The organism is Epilithonimonas pallida (genome assembly GCF_900182975.1).
GTDB classification, from domain to species: domain Bacteria; phylum Bacteroidota; class Bacteroidia; order Flavobacteriales; family Weeksellaceae; genus Epilithonimonas; species Epilithonimonas pallida.
On record NZ_FXUO01000002.1, the window covers coordinates 1 to 22389 of the forward strand.

22 protein-coding genes are annotated in these 22389 nt (G+C 36.7%); 6 read left to right on the plus strand and 16 right to left on the minus strand.

The genetic code is table 11. The features are described from left to right. Positions 1 to 434 precede the first annotated feature (434 nt). The 5 genes from QOL71_RS03185 to QOL71_RS03205 form a co-directional block, all read right to left on the minus strand. Positions 435 to 1181, minus strand: a complete 747-nt coding sequence (locus QOL71_RS03185; protein WP_283415532.1) for a DUF3575 domain-containing protein — start codon at positions 1179 to 1181, stop codon at positions 435 to 437. Positions 1182 to 1242: 61 nt separating this feature from the next. Further along, complete coding sequence (locus QOL71_RS03190; protein ID WP_283415533.1) at positions 1243 to 1683, minus strand: heme-binding domain-containing protein; 441 nt, start codon at positions 1681 to 1683, stop codon at positions 1243 to 1245. Further along, positions 1680 to 3332 carry an Ig-like domain-containing domain gene (locus QOL71_RS03195; protein WP_283415534.1) on the minus strand — a complete coding sequence of 551 codons (1653 nt, stop codon included), beginning with the start codon at positions 3330 to 3332 and terminating at the stop codon, positions 1680 to 1682. Before QOL71_RS03195 ends, QOL71_RS03190 begins: the two co-directional genes overlap by 4 nt. A gap of 139 nt (positions 3333 to 3471) precedes the next feature. Beyond that, the gene (locus QOL71_RS03200) at positions 3472 to 4632 is read right to left on the minus strand and encodes a GlmU family protein (RefSeq protein ID WP_283415535.1); all 1161 of its coding nucleotides are present in this window, start codon (positions 4630 to 4632) and stop codon (positions 3472 to 3474) included. Positions 4633 to 4749: 117 nt separating this feature from the next. Beyond that, entirely contained in the window at positions 4750 to 5001 is a 252-nt protein-coding gene (locus QOL71_RS03205; RefSeq protein ID WP_283415536.1) for a type B 50S ribosomal protein L31, read from the minus strand. 260 nt (positions 5002 to 5261) lie between these two features. On the opposite strand from QOL71_RS03205, the gene QOL71_RS03210 reads away from it, so the two are divergent. The 5 genes from QOL71_RS03210 (at position 5262) to QOL71_RS03230 (ending at position 8528) form a co-directional block, all read left to right on the plus strand. After that, a complete protein-coding gene (locus QOL71_RS03210) occupies positions 5262 to 6020 on the plus strand; it encodes a hypothetical protein (RefSeq protein WP_283415537.1) in 759 nt (252 codons plus the stop codon). Between the two features lie 3 nt (positions 6021 to 6023). Further along, on the plus strand, positions 6024 to 6650 hold the full coding sequence (locus QOL71_RS03215; RefSeq protein ID WP_283415538.1) for a hypothetical protein: 627 nt from the start codon (positions 6024 to 6026) through the stop codon (positions 6648 to 6650). A 23-nt stretch (positions 6651 to 6673) separates the two neighbouring features. After that, positions 6674 to 7396: a sensor histidine kinase gene (locus QOL71_RS03220; protein ID WP_283415539.1), complete on the plus strand. Its 723-nt coding sequence runs from the start codon at positions 6674 to 6676 to the stop codon at positions 7394 to 7396. Positions 7397 to 7400: 4 nt separating this feature from the next. Beyond that, positions 7401 to 8084 (plus strand): response regulator transcription factor, encoded by a 684-nt coding sequence (locus QOL71_RS03225; protein WP_283415540.1) that lies wholly within the window; start codon positions 7401 to 7403, stop codon positions 8082 to 8084. 96 nt (positions 8085 to 8180) lie between these two features. Beyond that, a complete protein-coding gene (locus QOL71_RS03230; RefSeq protein ID WP_283415541.1) occupies positions 8181 to 8528 on the plus strand; it encodes a hypothetical protein in 348 nt (115 codons plus the stop codon). A 269-nt stretch (positions 8529 to 8797) separates the two neighbouring features. Here QOL71_RS03230 and QOL71_RS03235 read toward each other — a convergent pair whose 3' ends face one another. From QOL71_RS03235 to QOL71_RS03285, 11 genes are all read right to left on the minus strand, one after another. Further along, positions 8798 to 9553, minus strand: coding sequence for an enoyl-CoA hydratase/isomerase family protein (locus QOL71_RS03235; protein WP_283415542.1), 756 nt, complete (start codon positions 9551 to 9553; stop codon positions 8798 to 8800). An 80-nt stretch (positions 9554 to 9633) separates the two neighbouring features. Continuing rightward, positions 9634 to 11679 carry a phenylacetic acid degradation bifunctional protein PaaZ gene (gene paaZ / locus QOL71_RS03240; RefSeq protein ID WP_283415543.1) on the minus strand — a complete coding sequence of 682 codons (2046 nt, stop codon included), beginning with the start codon at positions 11677 to 11679 and terminating at the stop codon, positions 9634 to 9636. A 99-nt stretch (positions 11680 to 11778) separates the two neighbouring features. Next, on the minus strand, positions 11779 to 12984 hold the full coding sequence (pcaF, locus tag QOL71_RS03245) for a 3-oxoadipyl-CoA thiolase (RefSeq protein ID WP_283415544.1): 1206 nt from the start codon (positions 12982 to 12984) through the stop codon (positions 11779 to 11781). Positions 12985 to 13020: 36 nt separating this feature from the next. Beyond that, positions 13021 to 14175 carry a 3-hydroxyacyl-CoA dehydrogenase NAD-binding domain-containing protein gene (locus QOL71_RS03250; protein WP_283415545.1) on the minus strand — a complete coding sequence of 385 codons (1155 nt, stop codon included), beginning with the start codon at positions 14173 to 14175 and terminating at the stop codon, positions 13021 to 13023. Between the two features lie 161 nt (positions 14176 to 14336). Next, positions 14337 to 14822, minus strand: coding sequence for a 1,2-phenylacetyl-CoA epoxidase subunit PaaD (gene paaD / locus QOL71_RS03255; RefSeq protein WP_283415546.1), 486 nt, complete (start codon positions 14820 to 14822; stop codon positions 14337 to 14339). Between the two features lie 127 nt (positions 14823 to 14949). Continuing rightward, positions 14950 to 15705 carry a 1,2-phenylacetyl-CoA epoxidase subunit PaaC gene (gene paaC / locus QOL71_RS03260; protein WP_283415547.1) on the minus strand — a complete coding sequence of 252 codons (756 nt, stop codon included), beginning with the start codon at positions 15703 to 15705 and terminating at the stop codon, positions 14950 to 14952. A gap of 84 nt (positions 15706 to 15789) precedes the next feature. Continuing rightward, positions 15790 to 16077, minus strand: a complete 288-nt coding sequence (paaB, locus tag QOL71_RS03265; protein WP_063970555.1) for a 1,2-phenylacetyl-CoA epoxidase subunit PaaB — start codon at positions 16075 to 16077, stop codon at positions 15790 to 15792. Between the two features lie 60 nt (positions 16078 to 16137). Further along, complete coding sequence (paaA, locus tag QOL71_RS03270; RefSeq protein ID WP_283415548.1) at positions 16138 to 17097, minus strand: 1,2-phenylacetyl-CoA epoxidase subunit PaaA; 960 nt, start codon at positions 17095 to 17097, stop codon at positions 16138 to 16140. A 293-nt stretch (positions 17098 to 17390) separates the two neighbouring features. Then, positions 17391 to 18473 (minus strand): 1,2-phenylacetyl-CoA epoxidase subunit PaaE, encoded by a 1083-nt coding sequence (paaE, locus tag QOL71_RS03275; protein ID WP_283415549.1) that lies wholly within the window; start codon positions 18471 to 18473, stop codon positions 17391 to 17393. Positions 18474 to 18564: 91 nt separating this feature from the next. Next, positions 18565 to 19164: a TetR/AcrR family transcriptional regulator gene (locus QOL71_RS03280; protein ID WP_283415550.1), complete on the minus strand. Its 600-nt coding sequence runs from the start codon at positions 19162 to 19164 to the stop codon at positions 18565 to 18567. A 245-nt stretch (positions 19165 to 19409) separates the two neighbouring features. Beyond that, positions 19410 to 21491: an alpha-ketoacid dehydrogenase subunit alpha/beta gene (locus QOL71_RS03285; RefSeq protein ID WP_283415551.1), complete on the minus strand. Its 2082-nt coding sequence runs from the start codon at positions 21489 to 21491 to the stop codon at positions 19410 to 19412. 220 nt (positions 21492 to 21711) lie between these two features. Here QOL71_RS03285 and QOL71_RS03290 point away from each other — a divergent pair, with 220 nt between their 5' ends. Beyond that, positions 21712 to 22311 (plus strand): T9SS type A sorting domain-containing protein, encoded by a 600-nt coding sequence (locus tag QOL71_RS03290; RefSeq protein ID WP_283415552.1) that lies wholly within the window; start codon positions 21712 to 21714, stop codon positions 22309 to 22311. Positions 22312 to 22389: the final 78 nt, after the last annotated feature.

Sequence of the window (22389 nt, forward strand, 5' to 3'; positions counted from 1 at the left end):
CTTTTTATTACAGCAAATTTTTTGAAATGTTTTTTTTAACCTGCTCCTAAAAACATATTAACCAAACCATCACTATATTACTGCTCTCCTGCGCTGCTCATCACTTCTGATTTGCGGTTGCAAAAGTAGGGCTATTTATTTAATCCGCAAATTATATCCGCAAAAATTAAACAGGTATTTGATAACTACACTGACTATCAACCTAATTAATTTTTTAATTAATAGCGAATTTAATTTGAGTTATTATTATTAACAGCAAATTTATCTTTATTATCAACAATTGATAAAGATTCAGATTTGTAGAAAAATTAAAGTTAATTAAAATCCCAACAATAGATTTTTTTCAGACAATTCCTTGTTGTTATAGATTACATGGGAAATAAAAAAATGGCAACCCCTTAAGAATTGCCACTTTTTATTTTATATCCATTATTTTAAAACCTATAGCCGAAAGAAATTCCGGACCTAACCCCAAGCCATTTAGAATCCAAATCTATTACCGCACCACTCGAATTTGTAGTCACTTTATAATCAAACAAACTGACATCCAAATCTTCAATATCCTTCCTTAACTGATTCTGCTCATATAGACTTAATGGCCTGCCGGATCTACCTGTGATAGTACCCGTAGCACCTCCATAATGACCGCCGATAAACCAAACATCTAAAACCCAGTTATCTTTTCTTCCTAACAACCACTGCGCTCCAATCATTAAACCAACATTATTCGAATTGGTTTTTCCGGTAAATGCAATCGGAATCTTTTCACCCAAATGTTCAGGGTCTTCCGATCTATAGTTATAGGTTAGATTATCTATATTAAAATGAGAGTATCTATAATAAGGCGCTAAATAAAAACCGTGTCCGTAGCCCCGGCCAAGATAAATCCTTGGTTCTAAGGTAAAATTACTACTACTCATTTTTATATTGTTGATATTCTCATCTTTGATATATTCGTCGACTAACGGAACCTGCCCAGTTGGAATGAATCCATAAGAAACCTGTACACCAAATCTTTTGGTAATAGTTCGCTCATAAGCAAACTGGAAATTACGAAAAGCAATGGAAGTAAGATTTACTTTTATAAGATTTCTCTTCTCATCCTGATCATCAACATCATTCTGTTGAGATTTTGCGACAAATGAACAAATTAGAGCCATTGCAATTAATAGCTTATCCATAACTTCTATTTTTTGCCAAATATATAAAATATTTGCTTTATTAATAAAAATCACATTAAGACTACTTTGATTTTAAACTGGAAAAATAATTTTCCAAATCCGTTCTTTGTTTTGTGGTAAGATTTGCTGAAGGATGATAACCAATATAAGAAGGTAATGGCATTTGAAGATCACGGACTGAACTTACCGTTTTTTCGATAGCGTTTTCCTTAAGTTCTTTATTATAAATCCCCCATTCAGAAAAGTTGAGATGCTCACGACCTTCATTAATATGATCTTTTATCGTCCAGGAAATTGGAGCAACGTAAGCATAATTAGGATATATCGTTTCGTTTGAGTGGCAATCATAGCAAGCATTCTTAAGAATGACTTTGATATGTTGCGGCGTTTTGTAGATGTCAACAAAGTTATTTTTACTATCGATAGGTTTGTTTTGCCTATCAACAGGAATGAACTGTATTGCCACAAAAACTACGGCGATCCAAAATATTATTTTTTTCAATTGACAGGTTGCTCTTCTTTAGTAATATCCCAATTCTCATTAATCTCCCACATTGGGCGGACATTAATCTTACTCATTACCTCTTTATCTCCTGCTTTTTTAAATAAGTAAGCATCTTCCGGCAAAGTACCTGCTGCAAAATCTGCACTATCCCAATAACCGTTATCATTATTATCAACCAACATCCTGAGTCTGTATGAGCCCGGTTTTAGATTAATGAATTTCACAACAGGCTGGTTGGTGTATTGCTGATAAACAGGTTCGTTCTTTTCATTGAGTAATTGAATCCAAAATTTCTGAGTCGGTGGATTGATGACATTGGCGGTAAAACTTCCAAATTCTTCCGGCTTCGCAGCTTCGAAATCAAACCGGACACTTTCACTGAGTCTATTATAAAAAGATATGACTGTATTTTTCGGAACCGTTAATTTGTATTTTTTCCCTGAAACAAAATTAGATTTAATAATAACTTGTGTAGAATCCAATTCTGAAATTCTTGCAGTAAAATCCTGAGCGGTGCTGTCAGCTTCTAATTTCCAGTTTTCAGGCTGAATTTTATTAATGATATAATTGGATGAGAATCTAAAATCTGTTTCCGGGGCCAATTTGTTAGAAAAAGGATTGGCAATCGTCATATCTTCTTTAGCCGGTTTTTTATAAAATACAGACATTGTATCTTGTTTGGAACCTGTATCGTAAGAGAATTTCAGATTTTCACTGACTGTTGCGCCGATATTTTCTTTCGCCGCATCAAACCAAATTCTTACAGAATCCGATTTGGCTTTGTGCGTCACTTTGTAATCAGCAGGTTTGTCACCAACGGTTTTCACCACTACTTTTTCCGGATTGCCTTCGAAGGTCATCAAAACCCCACCAGTAGAAACCGACATCTCTTTATACTTAACCGTTTTTTGAGAAGGAAAAGTTTTAAGCTTGAGACCCGAGATACTATTTTCAAGATTAATTTCTTCTTTTTGAAAGGCTATACCTTCTTTTCCTGAATCGTAAATCGAGTTGTTATTCTCGTCATCAAAACCAATAATTCTGTACTTTCCCGGAGTCAGATAATTCAATTCAAAATAGCCGTCAGGATCAGCTTTGGTAATATAATACGGCTTCTGACGGTAGTTCATTGTGTCTTTTACCTGATAAAGGCCAATTACAAGATTTTTTTCTTTGCCCTCGGAATTTTTGTTATCCCCTAAAGCATCCGAAATAGTTCCGCTGATGTACAAATCGTCGATCTTTTCACCCGTCGAAAAGGCAAAATTAAAATAAGGCAGAGCATTACTCTCATTAAGGTCAACAACCGAATTTCCAAAATTAAAATTATAAGTTGTATTAGCCTGAAGGGAATCTTTCCATTCGATCTGCAGGTATTTGTTACCTGTAGATGAAGGGATAATCTTGGTATATTTAATTGGTGGAGAAACAATCAGGTTTTTGCTGATATCCTTCAACGTAATATATTCATCGAAATCAATTCTGAGCTTTTTGATATCTCTTGGCACATTGATTCTTGCCGAGTCAATATTCGATCCAATCATTTTTGGCGGAATCGTATCCTTATTTCCTCCCACAGGGGAACCAACTCTGGCACAACTCACCAAAAACAATGCTGCAAAAAGCCAAAGAAGAAACTGCTTCATTATAAGATATAGATTTTAGATTTTAGTCACTAAGAATAAAATCAATTTTACTTAACCGCAAAAATAAGGAAACTTTGAGATAAAACTGTTTTACCGATTATAAACTAAGTTAAATTGAAAACAAAAAATGAGTTTTAAACTAAAACTCATTATAGATATGCTTCAAAATCTCTTTATCGGTCTCGGTAATAGCAATTTTTCTGCGTTCCATTGCTTTTTCTGCGACTTCGTAAGATTTTTCCAGTTTGAATTTTTCATCGCCTTTCATTCCGCCCCAGGAGAAGTTATCAATTAAGTTTGGTGGAAATCCTGATTTAAAAATATTAGCTGCAACTCCGACAACAGTTCCTGTATTCAACTGCGTGTTGATTGCTGTTTTGGAATGGTCACCCATTATCAGTCCACAAAATTGCAAACCTGTGTCCAGAAATCTTTTCTTCCTGTAATTCCAAAGTTTTACCGATGCATAATTGTTTTTAAGGTTGGATGAATTGGTATCTGCGCCAAGATTACACCATTCACCAATCACCGAATTCCCTACAAAACCGTCATGACCTTTATTAGAATAACCAAAAATTACAATATTATTGACTTCGCCGCCCACTTTGGAATGCGGTCCAATTGTCGTTCCGCCATAAAGTTTGGTTCCGAGATTGATCTTAGAATCCTCACAAAGTGCTAATGATCCACGGATATTGGAACCTTCCATAATCTCGGCATTTTTCCCGATGTAGATTTTCCCGGTTTTGCAATTCAACGTTGAGAATTCTACCATTGCTCCTTCTTCTATGAAAAGGTTTTCTTTTTCTCCAATGAATCCGTTGGTAGAAGATAATTCCTGAGATTGCCTTCCTTCCGTCAACAATTTAAAATCGAAGTCAATCGCTTTGTCATTATAAGAAAAAATATCGGTAGGCTTCTCAATGAAAAACAATTTCTCGTGGATGTCGGTCATTTTGGAGATTTGATTCAAAGAGAAATTGTCCATATTGATATTGGCCACCAACACTTCGTTCTCATAAACCAAAGCTTCGCCGGGCTGAAGTTCTTTAATCTGTTTCAAAACCTCATCTGAAGGAAAGAAATTCGGAACAATGAACAAGCTTTGTTTAGGCTCCGGTTTTTTATATTTGTTCTGAAGGTAATTTTCTGTGATGTAGAAAACATCATCAATCTCAAGCAGTTTTTTCCATCTTTCTGAGAAAGTCAGGATTCCCATTCGCATTTCTGCAACTGGTCTTGTGAAAGTAAGCGGAAGAAAATCTTCCCAATATTGTGCGTCTGAAAATACGAGTTGCATCTTTGGTTTATCGTTGTTAGTTGATAGTTGTTGGTTTTACCCAACTTGGTACAAAAATAATAAAAAAAGCCTCTCGGAACTCCGAAAGGCTTTGATATTTGTACAAATTAACTAAGATTACTTAGCGAATTTTTTGTATTTGTTCATAAACTTATCAACTCTACCTGCAGTGTCAACCAATTTAGTTTTACCTGTGTAGAAAGGGTGAGAAGTAGAAGAGATTTCCATTTTGATCAAAGGATATTCTTGACCTTCGAACTCGATAGTATCTTTAGTTTCAGCAGTAGATTTGCAAAGGAACATTTCGTCGTTGCTCATATCTTTGAAAACTACCAATCTATAATTTTCTGGGTGTATGCCTTGTTTCATTTTCAGAAGTTTTAAAATTTGTTATAATATGAGCATCGGATGTAATGGATCCTAACTCTGGTTTTGAGGATGCAAAAATAGGAATTATTTTTCATTATGCAAATTTTTAGTTTAATAAAATAAGATTTTATCTTGATTTTAAAATTCATTGAACAATTGACATAATTCACATCTCATATTTATTAATAATCACTTATTGATATTGCCTCTTTAAAATTGTTTGTATATTTTTATCCCCAACTAAAATTATATAATAACTTATGGCAATCTTAACTCTTGAGGATTACACAACTGCTGTTCAAAGATGGGCAGAAGTTAAGTCGAACTATTCCGAAATACAAAAAGTAATCTCACCTGAACAGGTCTTTATCTTATCCCGCGAACAGATAGAGTGGTTTGATAAAGAAAATCAAGAAGAAACTTATTTCCGTGCAGATATTGGTGTCTGGGAAAATCAACTGGTTTTGATTTTAACACCAAGGACAAGCACCGGCGATGTGATAAAATTAGACAATTATGAGTTTTCTCCTTTGCAATATCTGGAAAGTGATCTTACGTTAAAGCAAACCAAAACTTACACTTTAACGAGCACTTATACCCTGACAAAAGACCTGAGCAAAGGCAAAGAAGATTCTGATATTGATTTTCCAATTATGGATAAACCAATTACAGGGCAGTTAAAAGCTGTGGAAGAAATAGAGTCCTGGAAAGAAAATGCAATGGATTATTTGCAAAGAGAATCTTTGGAGTTCAAAGGACAAAGACTCTTCCAAAGTTTCTATATTCCTAAAGCTGATCTTATACACAACAAAGAAAATGTACACGACATTGTATGTGTTTTTGGTTTCAAATATTCTTTAGTTTATCAGAGATTATTAGCGACTTTAATTTTTGTTGCCAATGAAAATGACCCAAGAATCAATGCTCCCGGAGGTGTTTATGCAGTACAACCAGACCCATCGAACACTTACGACTGGACAAAACCATATCCTCCGTACACTACTTCACCAGGTGGATAATTTATGGGAACATTGTATGATATTTTAGGACAGCTGTCAGTTGTCCTATTATTTATAGCACTTATCATTGGGATTGTTAAATTCGGAGTCTTTACAAAGAATGAAAAATGGTATATCTATTATATCATTTTCATTGCTTTTATTGAGTCCAATTCGTATATTTTCATTCCTTTGTTTGGGATTAAAAGCAATATTTTCCTATATCCAGTCTATATTGCAGGGGAATTTTTCACCGTCACAGGAATATTTATTAAAAAATTAAATCTCAGTAAAAAATCTTTTATAGTAACCGGGCTGTTAAGTTTATTTTTTCTGACAGCGGACAGGATCCTGGCTCAGCATCAATATAATAATGATTATTCCAAAGCCATTTCCAATATAATAATGATTAGTTTGATTAGCTATTCTTTGATCCAAGATATTAAGAATGTGAAAACAAAAAGTCCGTTCCAACTGAACGATAAAATGTTCTTTTTATATTTTACAGTGAGCATATTTATGTTTCTGATCCAGAACCAGCTTATTTTTTTGTCAAAAGATCAATTCGCAACAGTTTGGGTGATCAATAACTTACTGGTCTGTATCGTTTATGCTTTATTAATTAAAACATTTCTACAATTAAAGAAGTAAAACTTAATATCATTTTTCTGGTTGTGTTGATTATTGTTTTAATCATCATCATATCCTTTATATTACTCGCTTACAAAAGTTTCATACAAAGGATTATCCAGGAAAAGGATCTACAGTTTCAGGCAGAGATCGAACATCAGAAAGAATTAACTTTGGAAAACATAAAAGGACAGGAAGACGAAAGAAAAAGAATCGCCATTTCTGTCCACGATGATATCGGAAACCGGCTGAACATTCTTTCGCTTTGGCTGAATAATCTTGAGCCAGAAAACCAGGAAGCTTCTAAAAAAGTGATTACCTCACAAATTACAGAACTGATAGATTCAACCAGAAATATTTCACATTCTCTTTATCCCGTTAATCTTGAAAAACTGGGATTAATCCTATATTTGCAGGAATTGGTGACCAGTCTTTCCAATAACCTCAATCTTATCCTTAATATAGATTCGAAATATGAGAAAAAGGACATTTTTACAGAGGTACAGATCTATAGAGTGATTCAGGAGTTTACAACCAATGTGCTCAAACATTCTAATGCTAATGAAGTGATTGTTTATATAAGAAAGCACAAAAAAAACCTTACAATAATCCTTTCTGATAACGGAGAAAGTTTTGATTATCAGAAAGCCAGCAAAGGAATGGGCCTTAAAAACATCGAATCCAGAATTGTTTCTGTGAAAGGCTTCTACAAATGGAAAAACAGGATAGGTTTTGGAAGCCGTTTAATTATTAATATTCCTAATTAAATAAATGATGAGTGAAAAAATTAAAATTATTTTGGTTGATGATGAGCAACTGATTTTGGAAGGAATTAAAATGCTGCTCTCAGCAAAAGAGAATATCTCGGTAGATTTTATGGCAACCGGAGGTGCAGAAACATTGTCTCATCTGGAAAATACCACATCCGATAATTTTCCGGATATTGCCATGATTGATGTGCAAATGCAGCCAATGGACGGTTTCGAATTGGTAGAGATCCTGAAAAAACGTTATCCTGAGCTTAAGATTATTATTCTTTCATCTCATTACAAAAGCAGTGTTCTTGGTTATATGGTAAAGTTAGGCGTCTCTGCCTTTCTACCAAAAAACTCCAGCAAAGCTATATTCATAGAAGCTATTGAAGCTGTTTACAAAAACGGAATGTATTTTACAAAAGAGGATCATCAGATGCTAAGCACTTATCTGAATTCCCCGGCAAGAAAGAAATCGCTTTTCGAAAACGAAGAAACGCTGACCGCACGTGAAATAGATGTGGTAAAGCTGATCTGTAAAGAGAAAACCAATCAGGAAATTGCCGAGATTCTTTTCCTGAGTCCAAGGACTGTGGAAAGTCACCGCCAAAGAATCCTTGATAAGATAGGGGCAAGAAATACGGTTGGGATCGTTATTTATGCGGTTATCAATGACATCCATCCTGTTCCAATCAAGTTATAACCACAAATTCAGTATTTCTACTCTAATATAATCTTCATATTTGTTATTACTTTGACATAAGAAAATGTAAAAAATAAATTAATCAACATTTACCTTATGTCTACCCCATTAGAAATAATCAATTCGACGGACTATATCATTACAGGTGAGATTTCATATATGACAGTTTTCTGTTCCAATCACTATTTTTTTGTAAAGCCTCACACTATTTGGAAATCAGAAAAACGTGGAATTTGTCCGATTATCGAAGTCTCTGCAACAGTGAGAACGCCAAGAGGAACCTTCGTTGCAAAGCCATTTATTTCTATCGGGACAAATCATAGCTTGTTCGAAGTAATCCAAACCAGGGAAAATGTTTTCAAAGTCATGCGGATGAGAAACGGTAAAAATGAAAAACCGGCAGTCCTGAAAACTTACAACCACAATTTTCTGGAACAAATCTGAAAAACCAACCAATCCATACATTTTTAAGTCTCATCATTTTTTGATGAGGCTTTTTTATAAAATAAAACCTATTACGTATAAATACTGAATTTTAAAATTGGTAATTTATACACTACCAGAATCAGAAATGTCTTACTAATTTTGGTATAACAAAAGCGAACCATTTGATCAAAAAATTAAGATAAACTAATAATGATGAAAACTTAAGTAAAACTAATAGTTTTAGTTAGTTTAAATTAAAACCGCCACTCAAAATGAATGGCGGTTTTTTATTTATTCTTAAATCGATTAATAGCATTTACAGTAAAATCTGAGAGAACAAGATTTCCACTAATTCCTGCTCTTTCCGATAATAAATCATCCCAATGTTCTGTTCCTTTCCAGAAAATCTCTTTCAGTTGAGACATTGCTTCTGGATTTGATTTAGCCAATTTTTCTGCCAAGAGATTGATTTCCGCATCCATTTCCTCTGGCGTTTCATAAACATCTTGGTACATATTTTTTTCTCTCGCCCATTCTGCAGAATAGAATTCGGTAGCATTAATTGCCAATTGCGCAAAAGACGAAGTCCCTATTTTCTTTTCTACAACAGGTCCGATGACGAAAGGTCCAATTCCGACCGCCAACTCGCTCAACTTAACCGAAGCGTTTTCCGTTGCAAATGTATAATCCGCCGCACACGCAATTCCAACTCCGCCACCAACAGCCTTCCCGTGGATTCTTGCTATAATCAGTTTTGAGGATTTTCTCATCGCATTGATAACATTGGCGAAGCCGGAGAAAAAAGTTTTCCCAGTTTCGAAGTCTTTAATGGAAATTAATTCGTCAAAAGATGCGCCAGCACAGAATGCTTTTTCGCCGCCACTTTTCAGAATAATAACTTTGACCTCATCATTTTTACTGAGGTCATTAATTTCTTCTACCAGATTTTTAAGTTGAGAACTCGGCATCGAGTTGCTTTGCGGATGAAAAAACTCAATAGTTCCGATTCCGTTTTGTATGGTTGATTTTACGTATGCTTCCATTGATTAATATTAAAATTGAAAGAATAAAAATTTCGTATCGCAATCTTTTATCTTTATTCTTTTCTCTTTGTTTCTTAAGTTTATTCTTGATTAAGTTTTTTTACCATTGTCAAAATCGTAGCAATCGCGACAGTCTCTCCAGTCTCATCATAAACATCGACTAGCCATCGCACGATTCCTTTGGCGATATCTTCTTCATCACGTTTTTCCTGACTGATTTTTTCTTTACAGGTAAACTTCACGCCAATTGTCATTCCGGGATAAACGGGTTTCACAAAACGGCATTCGTCCAAACCATAATTCAGTAAAACAGGACCTTTTCTCGGGTCTACAAATAATCCTGCGGCTTTGCTCAAAATGAAATAGCCGTGAGCAACCCTACCTTCGAATATCGTTCCTTCCAAAGACGTTGCATCCATATGCGCATAGAAATTATCACCGGAAACATTCGCAAAATTGGTAATATCAGATTCTGTAACCGTGTGTTTCGCAGTGATATAAGTTTCGCCAATTTTCAGTTCTTCAAAATGTTTTCTGAAAGGATGAATATTATCTTCCCATTGTTTTCCACCGTATTGATATTGCTGCGTGATATGTGTCAAAGTCGTTGGAGAACCCTGAATCGCCGTACGTTGCATATAATGAAGAACACCTCGCTTTCCGCCCATTTCTTCACCACCGCCAGCTCTTCCCGGACCGCCGTGAATCAGCATCGGTAAAGGCGAACCGTGACCTGTACTTTCTTTAGCACAGTCTGAATTGAGAATCAGAATTCGGCCGTGCATAGACGCAGCTCCGATGACAAAATCTCTTGCAAAATCATCATCAGCCGTCACCACCGAACAGCAAAGAGAACCTTTTCCCATTCTTGCCAGTTCAATTGCTTCTTCCAAATTATTATAAGGAATTAAGGTGCTGACTGGTCCAAAAGCTTCGATATTATGACAATCCGTGTATTTAAAAGGGTCGGAATTAAGGAATAAGATCGGGGAAATGAATGCGCCTTTGTTTTTGTCCGCACCTTTGACCTCAAAATCATTCAGGTTTCCGAAAACGATTTCCTGAGTTTTAGATAATTCCTGAACTTTCTCGGAAACTTCTTTCACCTGGTCTTTATTCGCTAAAGCACCCATTCTTACACCTTCGACATTCGGGTCGCCGATGACAACGGTTGAAAGTCTTTGTCCAAGCGCAATCTGCACATCCTCAACCAAATTGGCAGGAATTAATAATCTTCTGACCGCCGTACATTTTTGTCCAGCCTTTGTTGTCATTTCGCGAGTCGCTTCCTTAATAAACAAATCAAATTCAGCTGTTCCGGGTTTTGCATCTTCGCCTAAAACCATTGCGTTCAAAGAATCTGCTTCCAAGTTAAAAGGCACCGATTCTTCAATAATTTTTGGATGAGATTTCAGCATTTTCCCTGTGGAAGCCGAACCTGTAAACGTCACCACATCTTCCATTGTCACATGATCCAGAATTCCATTGGCTGAGCCGCAAATCAATTGAAGACTTCCTTCCGGTAAAATTTGAGAAGCGATAATTTCTTTAACCACAACTTCGGTCAAAAAACTTGTTGCTGTAGCAGGTTTCACAATTGCCGGAACGCCAGCCAACAGATTGACCGCTATTTTCTCCAACATCCCCCAAACCGGAAAATTAAAGGCATTAATATGAATCGCAACACCACGTTTAGGTGTGCAAATATGGTGTCCGATAAAAGTTCCTTCTTTAGAAAGCTTCACTGCATCGCCATCGATATAATAAGGTAAGTCAGGAAATTGCCTTCTCAGCGATGCATTCGAGAACAGGTTTCCAATGCCGCCTTCGATATCCACCCAGGAATCAGCTTTGGTTGCACCTGTTGCCCAACTCACCTTGTAGAAAATATCTTTCTTTTCCATCAAATGAAAAGCGAGTTTCTTCAACATCAGCCCCCTTTCCTGAAATGTCAATTTTCTCAAAGCCGGACCACCAATTTTTCTGGCGTAATCCATCATTTCGCCAAAATCCAAACCTTTGGAAGTCGCAGTGGCGACTAATTCCCCATTGATAGAATTATATAAAGCCTGCCCTTCTCCTTCTCCTTTTATCCACCTTCCGAGCGCGTAATTTTCTAGTTGCATATTCTTTTAGATTTATAGATAATAGACGGATAGATGAGAGACTTTTAATCACAGAACTAATTTTCTATTATCTATTAGTCTATCATCTATCTGTCTGCTTTAAACTTTCTCAATAATCACTGCAAAACCTTGCCCCAAACCAACACACATTGTTGCCAGTGCATATTTTTTATTTTGATTTTGTAATTCATACATTGCAGAATTCAGGATTCTTGCGCCACTCATTCCCAGCGGATGCCCAAGCGCAATGGCGCCGCCGTTCGGATTGATTCTATGGTCGTTATCATCTAAATTCCAAGCTCTGATGCACGCTAAACTTTGTGCAGCAAATGCTTCATTCAGTTCAATAACATCGATATCATTAAAGCTTAAGCCTGCTTTTTGCAATGCTAATTTGGCTGCTTTTACCGGACCAATTCCCATAAACTTTGGCTCAACACCGACAACCGCGCTCGAAATGATTCTTGCTTTTGGCGTCAATCCAAATTCTTTAATGGCGTTGTCTGATGCTAATAAGTTTACCGCCGCACCGTCATTCAATCCGGAAGCATTTCCCGCAGTGACCGTTCCATCTTTTTTGAAAGCAGTTCTTAATTTTGACAAGCCTTCCAGAGTAGTGTCATTTTTCGGGAATTCATCTTTATCAAAAATCAAATCCTCTCCTTTTCTCTGAGGAATATTAACGGCAACAATTTCCTGTGCCAATCTTCCGTTTTCTTGTGCAGCCTTAGCTTTTTGTTGAGAATTAAAAGCAAACAAATCCTGGTCTTCCCGGGAAATATTATCACGCTCTGCCAGGTTTTCAGCAGTTTCGCCCATTGCATCCACGCCGTACATTTCTTTCATTCTCGGATTAATGAATCGCCAACCGAAAGTCGTATCATAGATTTTAGCATCGCCACCAAAAGGACTTTCCGATTTTGAAATCACTAATGGACCGCGTGTCATATTTTCAACACCGCCAGAAATCATCAAATCAGCATCGCCAACTTGGATTGCTCTTGCAGCATTAATCGCTGCCGACAAACCGGAAGCGCAAAGTCGGTTGACCGTTTCGCCGGGAACTCGATAATCCAAACCAGAAAGCAATGCCGACATTCTTGCAATATTCCGATTGTCTTCACCCGCTTGATTAGCGCAGCCTAAAACAACATCGTAGATTCTGCTTTGGTCGATATTAGGATTTCTTTCCAATAATTTTTTGATGACAAAAGCCGCCATATCGTCGGGACGAACAGAAGATAAACTCCCTTTAAGTTTTCCGATTGGCGTTCGGATGGCATCTATTATATATACGTTGTTCATTTTTTATGATTGATAAATGATAATCGATAAATGATTTTAATAAAATTTTTTATTTTGTTTTACTAAATTTCTGATAACCGGACTGCATCTGTATCTGTCTTCGTGGTAGAAATCATAAAGTTCGTCGAGTTCGTTTTGGAGATTTTTTAATCCGAATTCATCTGCCCATTTTAAAAGACCTTTTGGATAATTCACGCCTTTTGTCATTGCTAAATCGATGTCTTCTGCGGAAGCGATGTTTAAGAAATAAGCGTCAGCGGCTTCATTCATCAGCATTACCAAGATTCTTTTGAATATTAATTCTAATACTTCTGGATTTTCATTGGGTTTTATTTGCTCCGCATTTGAGGAGTAATCATAAAATCCTCTTCCAGTCTTTTTCCCGAAAAATCCCGCTTCGAATAATCGTTTTTGAGTGAATGACGGTTTGAATTTTGGGTCATAGAAAAATTCTTTGAAGACACTTTCCGTCACTCGGTAATTCACATCGTGACCAATAAAATCCATCAATTGAAATGGTCCCATTCTGAATCCGCCTAAGCTCGTCATTGCAAAATCAATGGTTGCACAATCAGCGATACCTTCTTCTGAAATTCTGATTGCTTCGCCGTAAAATGGTCTTGCCACACGATTGACGATGAATCCAGGTGTATCTTTTGCAATTACCGGTAATTTTTCCCAGCTTTCTACTAAAGTTTTTGTTTTTAAAATTAAGTCTTTATTAGTCTGGACAGCAGGAATAATTTCTACCAAAGCCATCAAAGGTGCAGGATTGAAAAAATGAATTCCAATTACACGTTCTGGTTTCTGACAAGCCGATGCAATGGATGCAATGGATAAGGATGACGTGTTTGTCACCAAAATACAATCTTCGGAAATCAAACTTTCCAATTTTTGAAATAAATCTTTTTTGATTTCTAAATCCTCGATAATCGCTTCGATGATTAATTCTGAATCTTTGAGTTCTGATAATTTATCGCTCAATCGGATATTATCAAAATAAGTTTCCGCTTCTTCGTAAGTCAGCTTTCCTTTTTCGGCTAATTTTTGGAACTGCGCTTCGAGATTTTGTCCCGCTTTTTCTACGGCAATCGGATTGCTGTCGTACAACAAAACCTCGTTTCCGGCTGTTGCCAAAACTTGTGCTATTCCGCTTCCCATTGCGCCGCTACCAACTATTCCTATTTTCATTCTTTTTTGTAAAATGTATTATGTAAAAAGTACAATGACTTTCAAGTTTTTTAACGCAAAGTGCATAAATTTTTTTTCTACTACCTGTTTTTAAGTTCGCAAAGGCGTAAAACTTAGCGAAGAAAAACAACTTTATAACTAACAACTATAAACTGACAACATCAATGGCATTTAAAATAATCAAAAGGTTCTTTGCAATCATCGCATTGGTATAATGCTTTGCACGCTGTGGAACCAAACTGACTTACCAAATGCGTACGTTTCGAACTACAAAGCGGACATTCGACCTCATCTGTTTTTGAGAATAATTCGTCATTATTTTTTGAATAAACAGGTGGTGCGATGCCGTAAGCTTTCAGTTTTTGTTTTCCTTCTTCCGTCATCCAATCGGTGGTCCAAGCCGGACTTAGTCGATTGGTAATTTTTATGTTATTGAAACCTTTTTCAATCAGTTTCAGTTTAATCAACATATTAATCATTGATGTGGCGGGACAGCCGGAATATGTTGGCGTCACAATCACTTCGATTTCATCTTCATTAAGATTCACATCACGGATAATTCCCAAATCCAAAAGATTGAGAACGGGAACTTCCGGATCGGAAACCTCCTTTAAGATTTGCCATATATTTTTTTCCGTAATTGTCATTTTATTTTATTGCAAAGGCGATGAATAATTTTGATTAATTCAATGTTTTAAGTCGCAAAGTTGTGCGCTATATTTTGCGACTTAAGGCAGTTTTATATCCACAGCTTTTGCGCCTTTGCTTATAATTCTACCATTCCATATTAGGATAAGTGCGTTGCATCATTTGCATTTCGGCTAAGATGTAACCCATTTTCTCTGTGTGTTTTCCTTCTTTTCCGCCTGTTAATTGTCTCGATTTTGAGAAATCAACAGACAAAGTTGCTTCATTCAGGATTTCCAGAACTTTTGTTTCCCATTGGGTTCGGAAAGTTCTGATATCCGGAATGCTGTTTTGTTCAATTAATTCTAACTCCCAGTTAGTTGGGATGAACATTTCATCTGTGAAGTCCACCAAGTCATTCACTGACTTCTGGATTTTGTTGTGACTTTCTTCTGTGCCGTCGCCTAAACGAATCATCCATTCGCTGCTCCATTTTAAATGATAAGTTACTTCTTTCAAAGACTTTTCGGCAATGGAAGCGAGTTTCAAATCGGAATGATGTTTCAGTTCCGTCAATAGAAGATGATGATAGGCATCGAAAAAAAATTGTCTTGCAATCGTATCTCCAAAATGTCCATTTTCTCTTTCAACTAAAAGCAAATTCTTGAACTCACGTTCGTTTCTCAGGAAAGCTAAATCATCTTCTGTTTTCCCTTCATTCTGAATTTTGGCTGCATACTGATAATAGTTGGAAGATTCTCCCAACAAATCCAGAGCAATATTTGACATTGCAATATCCTGTTCCAAGACTAGACCTTTTCCACACCATTCGCAGAGGCGCTGACCGAGTATCAGGCTGGTGTCGGCGAGCTGTAATATATAATTGAGATAATTATTGTTCATTGGTTTTATTTGTAATTGACGTTATAAACCACCCCGAATTTCAAAATATTTGAAATTCTGCCCCTCCAAGGGAGGGGAATTTTTTTACATATTTTTCACCTCTTCCGGAACGTGGTAAAACGTCGGATGACGATATACTTTGTCTTCCGAAGGTTCGTAAAAGGCTTCGGAATCATCGGGATTGGTGGCATGGATGTGCTTGGATTCTACAACCCAGATGCTAACGCCTTCCATCCTTCTCGTGTAAACATCGCGCGCATTTTGTATTGCCATTTCTGCATCAGCGGCGTGAAGACTTCCAACGTGTTTATGATCAAGACCTTGTCTGCTTCTGATAAAAACCTCCCAAAGTGGCCATTCTGTATTTTGCATAATATTTCAGATTAGAGACAGATAGATGAGAGATAATAGTCTTTCATCGTTCTGCTTATTTTAAACTGTTTTTCTGTTTTGTTCTTCTCTTAGTTTTCTTTTCTCGTGATAAGCGGTTGCGGCTTCTCTTACCCAAGCGCCGTCATCGAAGGCTTTTTTGCGGGTTTCGATTCTTTCTTTGTTGCAAGGTCCGTTTCCTTTGACCACTTTCCAAAACTCGTCCCAATCGATTTCTCCGAATTCGTAATGTCCTGTTTCATCATTGAATTTCAAATCTGGGTCTGGAATCGTCAAGCCCAGATATTCAGCCTGTGGCACGGAAACATCTACGAAACGCTGTCTCAGCTCGTCATTAGTGAAACGTTTGATTCTCCATTTCATCGAGAGTTCTGTGTTTCCAGAGTCGGCATCCTTGGGTCCGAACATCATCAAAGTTGGCCACCACCAACGATTGAATGCATCTTGAGCCATTGCTTTCTGCTCCGGCGAACCTTGAGCCAACTTCATCATCAGCTCGTAACCTTGTCTCTGATGGAAACTTTCTTCTTTACAAATCCTGACCATCGCTCTGGCATAAGGTCCATAAGACGCTCTACAAAGCGGAACCTGATTCAGAATCGCGGCGCCATCTACCAACCATCCGATTGCGCCCATATCCGCCCACGTCAAAGTCGGATAGTTGAAAATGCTGGAATATTTGGCTTTCCCGGAATGCAAATCGCTAATCGTTTCATCTCTTGTAACGCCCAAAGTTTCGGCAGCACAATATAAATAAAGTCCGTGTCCGGCTTCGTCTTGGACTTTTGCCAACAAGATTTTTTTCCGGTTGAGTGTTGGTGCACGCGTAATCCAGTTGGCTTCTGGCAACATCCCTACAATCTCTGAATGCGCGTGCTGAGAAATCTGGCGAACCAAAGTTTTTCTGTACGCATCCGGCATCCAGTCTTTTGGTTCAATACGGATTTCGTTATCTATTTTATTCTGAAAATGTTCTTCTAAATTGATTTCTGTTGTTTCCATTTTCTTTTGTTTTTTGAACGCAAAGCGCGCAAAGTTTTTTTAACTACTAACTGTTTTTAAGTTCGCAAAGGCGTAAAACTTAGCTAAGAAAAATTCTAAATTATCATTTTTCATTCCGTAGGAATCTCTACAGCTAAGGTTAGATTCCTACGGAATGACAAACTTTGTGGTTATAGCCTTACTTATTTTACACCGAATCTGCAGCCCGACTTGAGCGGAAATCCTTTTTATTTTTTGCAAAAAAATAAAAAGATTGGGAGCGGAAGGCGGATTAAGCTGCCATAATTATTATTTTATTTAATATCAAAATTCACAACCACTTCTTCCGATCTCGGATGTGCCTGGCAAGACAAAATAAACCCTGCTGCAATCTCGTCCGGTTCGAGAGAATAATTGATGTCCATTTCTACTTCACCTTTCTCTAATTTACACTTGCAAGTCGCACAAACTCCACCTTTGCAAGCGTAAGGCAAATCTGCGCCGTTTTGTAAAGCCGCATCCAAAATCGTTGGTCCGTGATAAGCCAAATCCAATTTCAAAGCGGTTGCATCCAATTTCACAGTGACTTTGCTAAAATTATCATCAGATTGATTTATTGCCAGCTCGTGTTCTTTTTTCTTTTCAGCAGAAGCCGTACTGAAGAATAATTCGAAATGAATTTTCTTAGCTTCAACACCGGATTGGATTAAAGTATCTCTCACACTCAGAATCATTTCTTCCGGTCCGCAAAGGAAAACCTCATCGATTTTTTCGGCCGGAATTATATTCCTGAGGAATGATTCCGCTTTCTCAGAATTGATTCTTCCGCTCAACAAGTCAGCATCTGCCACTTCTCGGCTGAGAATGTGATAAATGCTCAATCGTTCCATAAAACGGTTTTTTAAAGCTTCTATTTCTTCTTTGAAAATAATTGTTCCTTTATTCTTGTTTCCATAAATCAGGATGAATTGGCTTTGAGGCTCGTTTTTCAAAACTGATTTGATAATCGAAATAATTGGTGTAATTCCACTTCCTGCAGCAAAAGCAATGTATGTTTTTTTGTTTTCAGGATTGAGTTCTGTATAGAATTTTCCCATTGGCGGCATCACTTCCAAAACATCGCCTTCTTTCAGACTGTCATTCATAAAAGAGGAGAACAAACCTTCTGGAACTTTTTTCACAGCCACTTTTAACTCGCCTTCGCACGGACTTGCACAAATAGAATAGGAACGACGCAGTTCTTGCTCGCCATTCATTTGTCGGAATGTCAAATATTGTCCTTGTGTGAATTTGAATTGTTCTGCTAATTCTGCAGGCACATCAAAACTCACCGAAACACAATCCTGCGTTTCTTTCTTGACTTTTTTTACTCTTAAAGGATGAAAAACTACTGACATTTATTTTTTAACGCAAAGTGCGCTAAGTTTTTTTTGATTAACTATATGTTTTTAAGTCCGCAAAGCCGCTTACGCATAGCTAAGATTTAAATTAATTATTTAAACCATTCATTAGCAAAGTTTTCAAACCATCTTCCAATTCCTGCGGTGTGATGTCGCGGCTTGGTTTGTACCATAATTCTATCCATCGGATTGATGATAACATCGTGAAAAGAGCTACAGATACATTCATTTTTTTGAATTCTCCGCTTCCCATTCCTTGTTCTATGATGTTGGCAAACCTCTTTTCATAAGATTTTCTGATTTGTTTGTATTGATTTTTCTTCTCTTCGGAAAGATATTTCCAATCGTTATTCGCTACAGAAACCGATGCCGAATCTTCGATAATCAACTGAACGTGAAGTCCGATAATTGCTCTCAATTTGTCCTGAAAACTTTGGTTGGTATTTTCGATTTCCTGCAATTGGGAAATATATTGATTGGCAATTTTGAAACAAATCAATTCCAGAATTTCATCTTTGGATTTGATGTGATTGTACATACTTGCGGCTTCCATTCCGACTTTTTCTGCCAAGTCGCGCATACTTGTTCCGCCGAAACCTTTTTCTTTGAAAAGCTTGGCGGCTTCTGACAAAATCAATTCTTTTTTATTGATTTTAATTTTTTTATCTGTAATTAAATCTAATTCCATTTTATTAATCTTGTTTATTTAACACAAAATCCACAAAGATTTTTTTTGACATTATTGAAAATATTTTAAGGGTCACAAAGGCGCTGACGCTCAGCTAAGTTTTTAAACCACAAAAGTCACAAAAGTTATACATATTTCTTTAAGTTCTTCAAAAGTCCAAAAAAGACAAAATGGTTTGAGAATTATCTTTTTTGCTCTTTATATCATTGATTTTTAAAATTCCTTTTGTCCCTTTTGTGGTTTAATTAATATTTCAATAATTGTTCTATTTCTTTAATTAATTTTTCTGTGTTCGGCAGCATTTCTTTCTCCAATTCAGAATTGATAGGAATTGCAGGAAGATTTTTTGCACCAACTACTTTTACAGGCGCATCCAGATGTCTGAAACAATTTTCACTGATTCTCGCTGCCAGACTTTGTGCAAAGCTATTGTTTACAGGCTCTTCTGTCAAAACGATGCATCGGTTATGTTTTTTCACACTTTCGAAAACACAGTTTTCATCCAAAGGTGCGAGTGTTCTTAAATCGATAATTTCTATTTGATTATCAAATTGTTTCGCTGCATTCGAAGCCCAATAAACGCCCATTCCATAAGTAATGATTGTCACAGTTGGCTTATCTTTTTGATTATCACAAAGCAAAACTTCTCTGGCTTTTCCAAACGGAATGATGTAATCTTCGTCCGGTTCTATCGTTTTTGCTGCTTCTGTTCCTTCGATTTTTGACCAATAAAGTCCTTTGTGCTCAAGCATCACAACAGGATTTGGGTCATAGAAAGCGGCTTTCATTAGACCTTTTAAATCTGCGCCTGTTGAAGGATAAGCGATTTTAATACCTTTGATATTCGTCAAAACACTTTCCACAGAACTCGAGTGGTAAGGTCCGCCACTTCCGTAAGCGCCAATCGGAACACGCAGAATCATTGACACCGGCCATTTTCCATTAGACAAATAATAGCTTCTGGAAACTTCCGTGAATAGCTGATTCAAGCCCGGCCAAATGTAATCTGCGAACTGAACTTCGACAATCGGTTTCAATCCAACGGCGCTCATCCCGACTGTTGAACCAACGATAAATGCTTCCTGAATTGGCGTATTGAAAACCCGTTTCTCCCCAAATTGCGCGGCTAAAGTAATCGCTTCACGGAAAACACCGCCTAATCTTAAACCTACATCTTGCCCATACAATAAAGCTTCCGGATGTTTCTGCATCAATTCTCTGATGGCGAATAATGCGCAATCTACCATTACGGTTGGGATTTTTCCGCTTGGAGAACGTTCTCCTTTTTCTTCGGTAATTGGTGTTGGTGCGAAATCGTGTTTGTAAGTATCTTCAGGCTTTGGGTCTTCCGCTAAAACAGCATTTTCAAAATCGATTCGTACCAGTTCAGCAACTTCTTTTTCAATCGATTCAATTTCAGAATCTTCTATACTAAATTCTGAAAGTTTATTTCTTAATTTGATTAAAGGGTCATTCTTTGCGCATTCTTCTAAATCATCGCGGTACCATTCTTTTCTTACACCAGAAGTGTGGTGATTGAGCAAAGGAACTTTTGCATGAATCAACATTGGTCGTCTTTCTTCACGGATGATTCTGATGCATTCTTTTACTGTTTCGTAAGATTTGATAAAGTCTGTTCCGTCGATGGTTCTGGTTTCGATGCCGTTGAAACCTCTCATATATTCTGTAATATCCTGTGCACGGATTTCTTTGGCGTTGGCAGAAATATCCCATTCGTTATCCTGAACGAGATAAAGAATTGGCAATTGTTTAAGAGCGGCCATTTGAAATGCTTCAGAAACTTCGCCTTCTGTACAGCTTGCATCGCCGAGTGAACAAACTGCGATTGGCTTTTGTTCAAAATTATCATCAATTCCGATTTCCTCTTTATATTTCATTCCCATTGCAATTCCGGTGGTTGGAATGGCCTGCATTCCTGTTCCGGAGCTTTGGTGAATCATTTTCGGAAAATCGCCTCGTCGCAAACTAGGATGAGAATAATAAGTTCTACCACCGGAAAACGGATCATCTTTTTTGGCTAAAAGCTGAAGCATCAATTCGTAAGGCGTTAATCCAACGCCCAACAAAATTGAATCGTCTCTATAATAAGGACTCACAAAATCCTGTGGTAACAACTGCATTCCTACAGCCAATTGAATAGCTTCGTGTCCGCGAGAAGTGGCGTGAACATATTTCGAAGTGATTTTTTTTTCCTGTTCAAACAAATCGGTCATCGTTTTGGCTGTAAACATCAGACGATAAGCTGATTTCAGTAAATCAGTCAGGTTAATTTCTTTGTTTAAAAAATGTTTTTCAGTGATTTGCATATTTAAACATTTGACATTCAATCTATTGTTCTCAGTTTTGATAATTGAATGCGGTTTATTCAAAAATACACTTTTTTATCAAACTAACAAATGTTAGTTAGTTTTTTGTGATTGTTTTATATAAACCTACATTACATTGAATAATTATTAAAATTTTGAACATCAGATATTAAATCACAACATTTAAAATGCTATATTTGAACTAATTAAACTAATACTTATGAAAAAATATTTCCTTTTTATTTTTACAATTATTGCTTGTAATTTAGTAGTTTCACAAACGAATCCTGTTCAAAATCTTAATTGGTTTCACACCCATATATTTCCTTACAATAATATCTTCTCCCTTTCTTGGCAAGAACCAGAAACACCTCGTAATGAACTGATTGGATACAATATCTATCGTGGCAATGAATTATATCGATTTCAAACTGAGACTTCTTTAGGATGTGATTCACGTTGGGGGATTACTGATGGGTGTGATTTTCTCACTAACGCATTTACGGTTTATGTAAGAGCTGTTTACGCAGGAAATATAGAATCAGAAGCTGTTTCATATACAGTAAATGGTCCTGCTTTAGATGCTAAGGATATTTCTTTGAAACCCATCACTATTGCGCCAAATCCTGCGAAAGACAATCTCACTTTCTCAGAAGAAGTTTCAAATATCAGAATAACAGACCTTTCCGGAAAAATTGTTAAACAAATTCCCAATTCAGAAAAATCCATTAATATTTCAAAACTTAAAAAAGGAACTCATATCATTACTGTAACTTCCAAATCTGGTGTCCTGATAAATAAGAAATTTATAAAAGAGTAATGATTTAAAACGGCAACCCTTTCAGAGTTTGAAACTCTGAAAGGGTTTTTTCTTTATTATTAAAAATATCATCCGCTT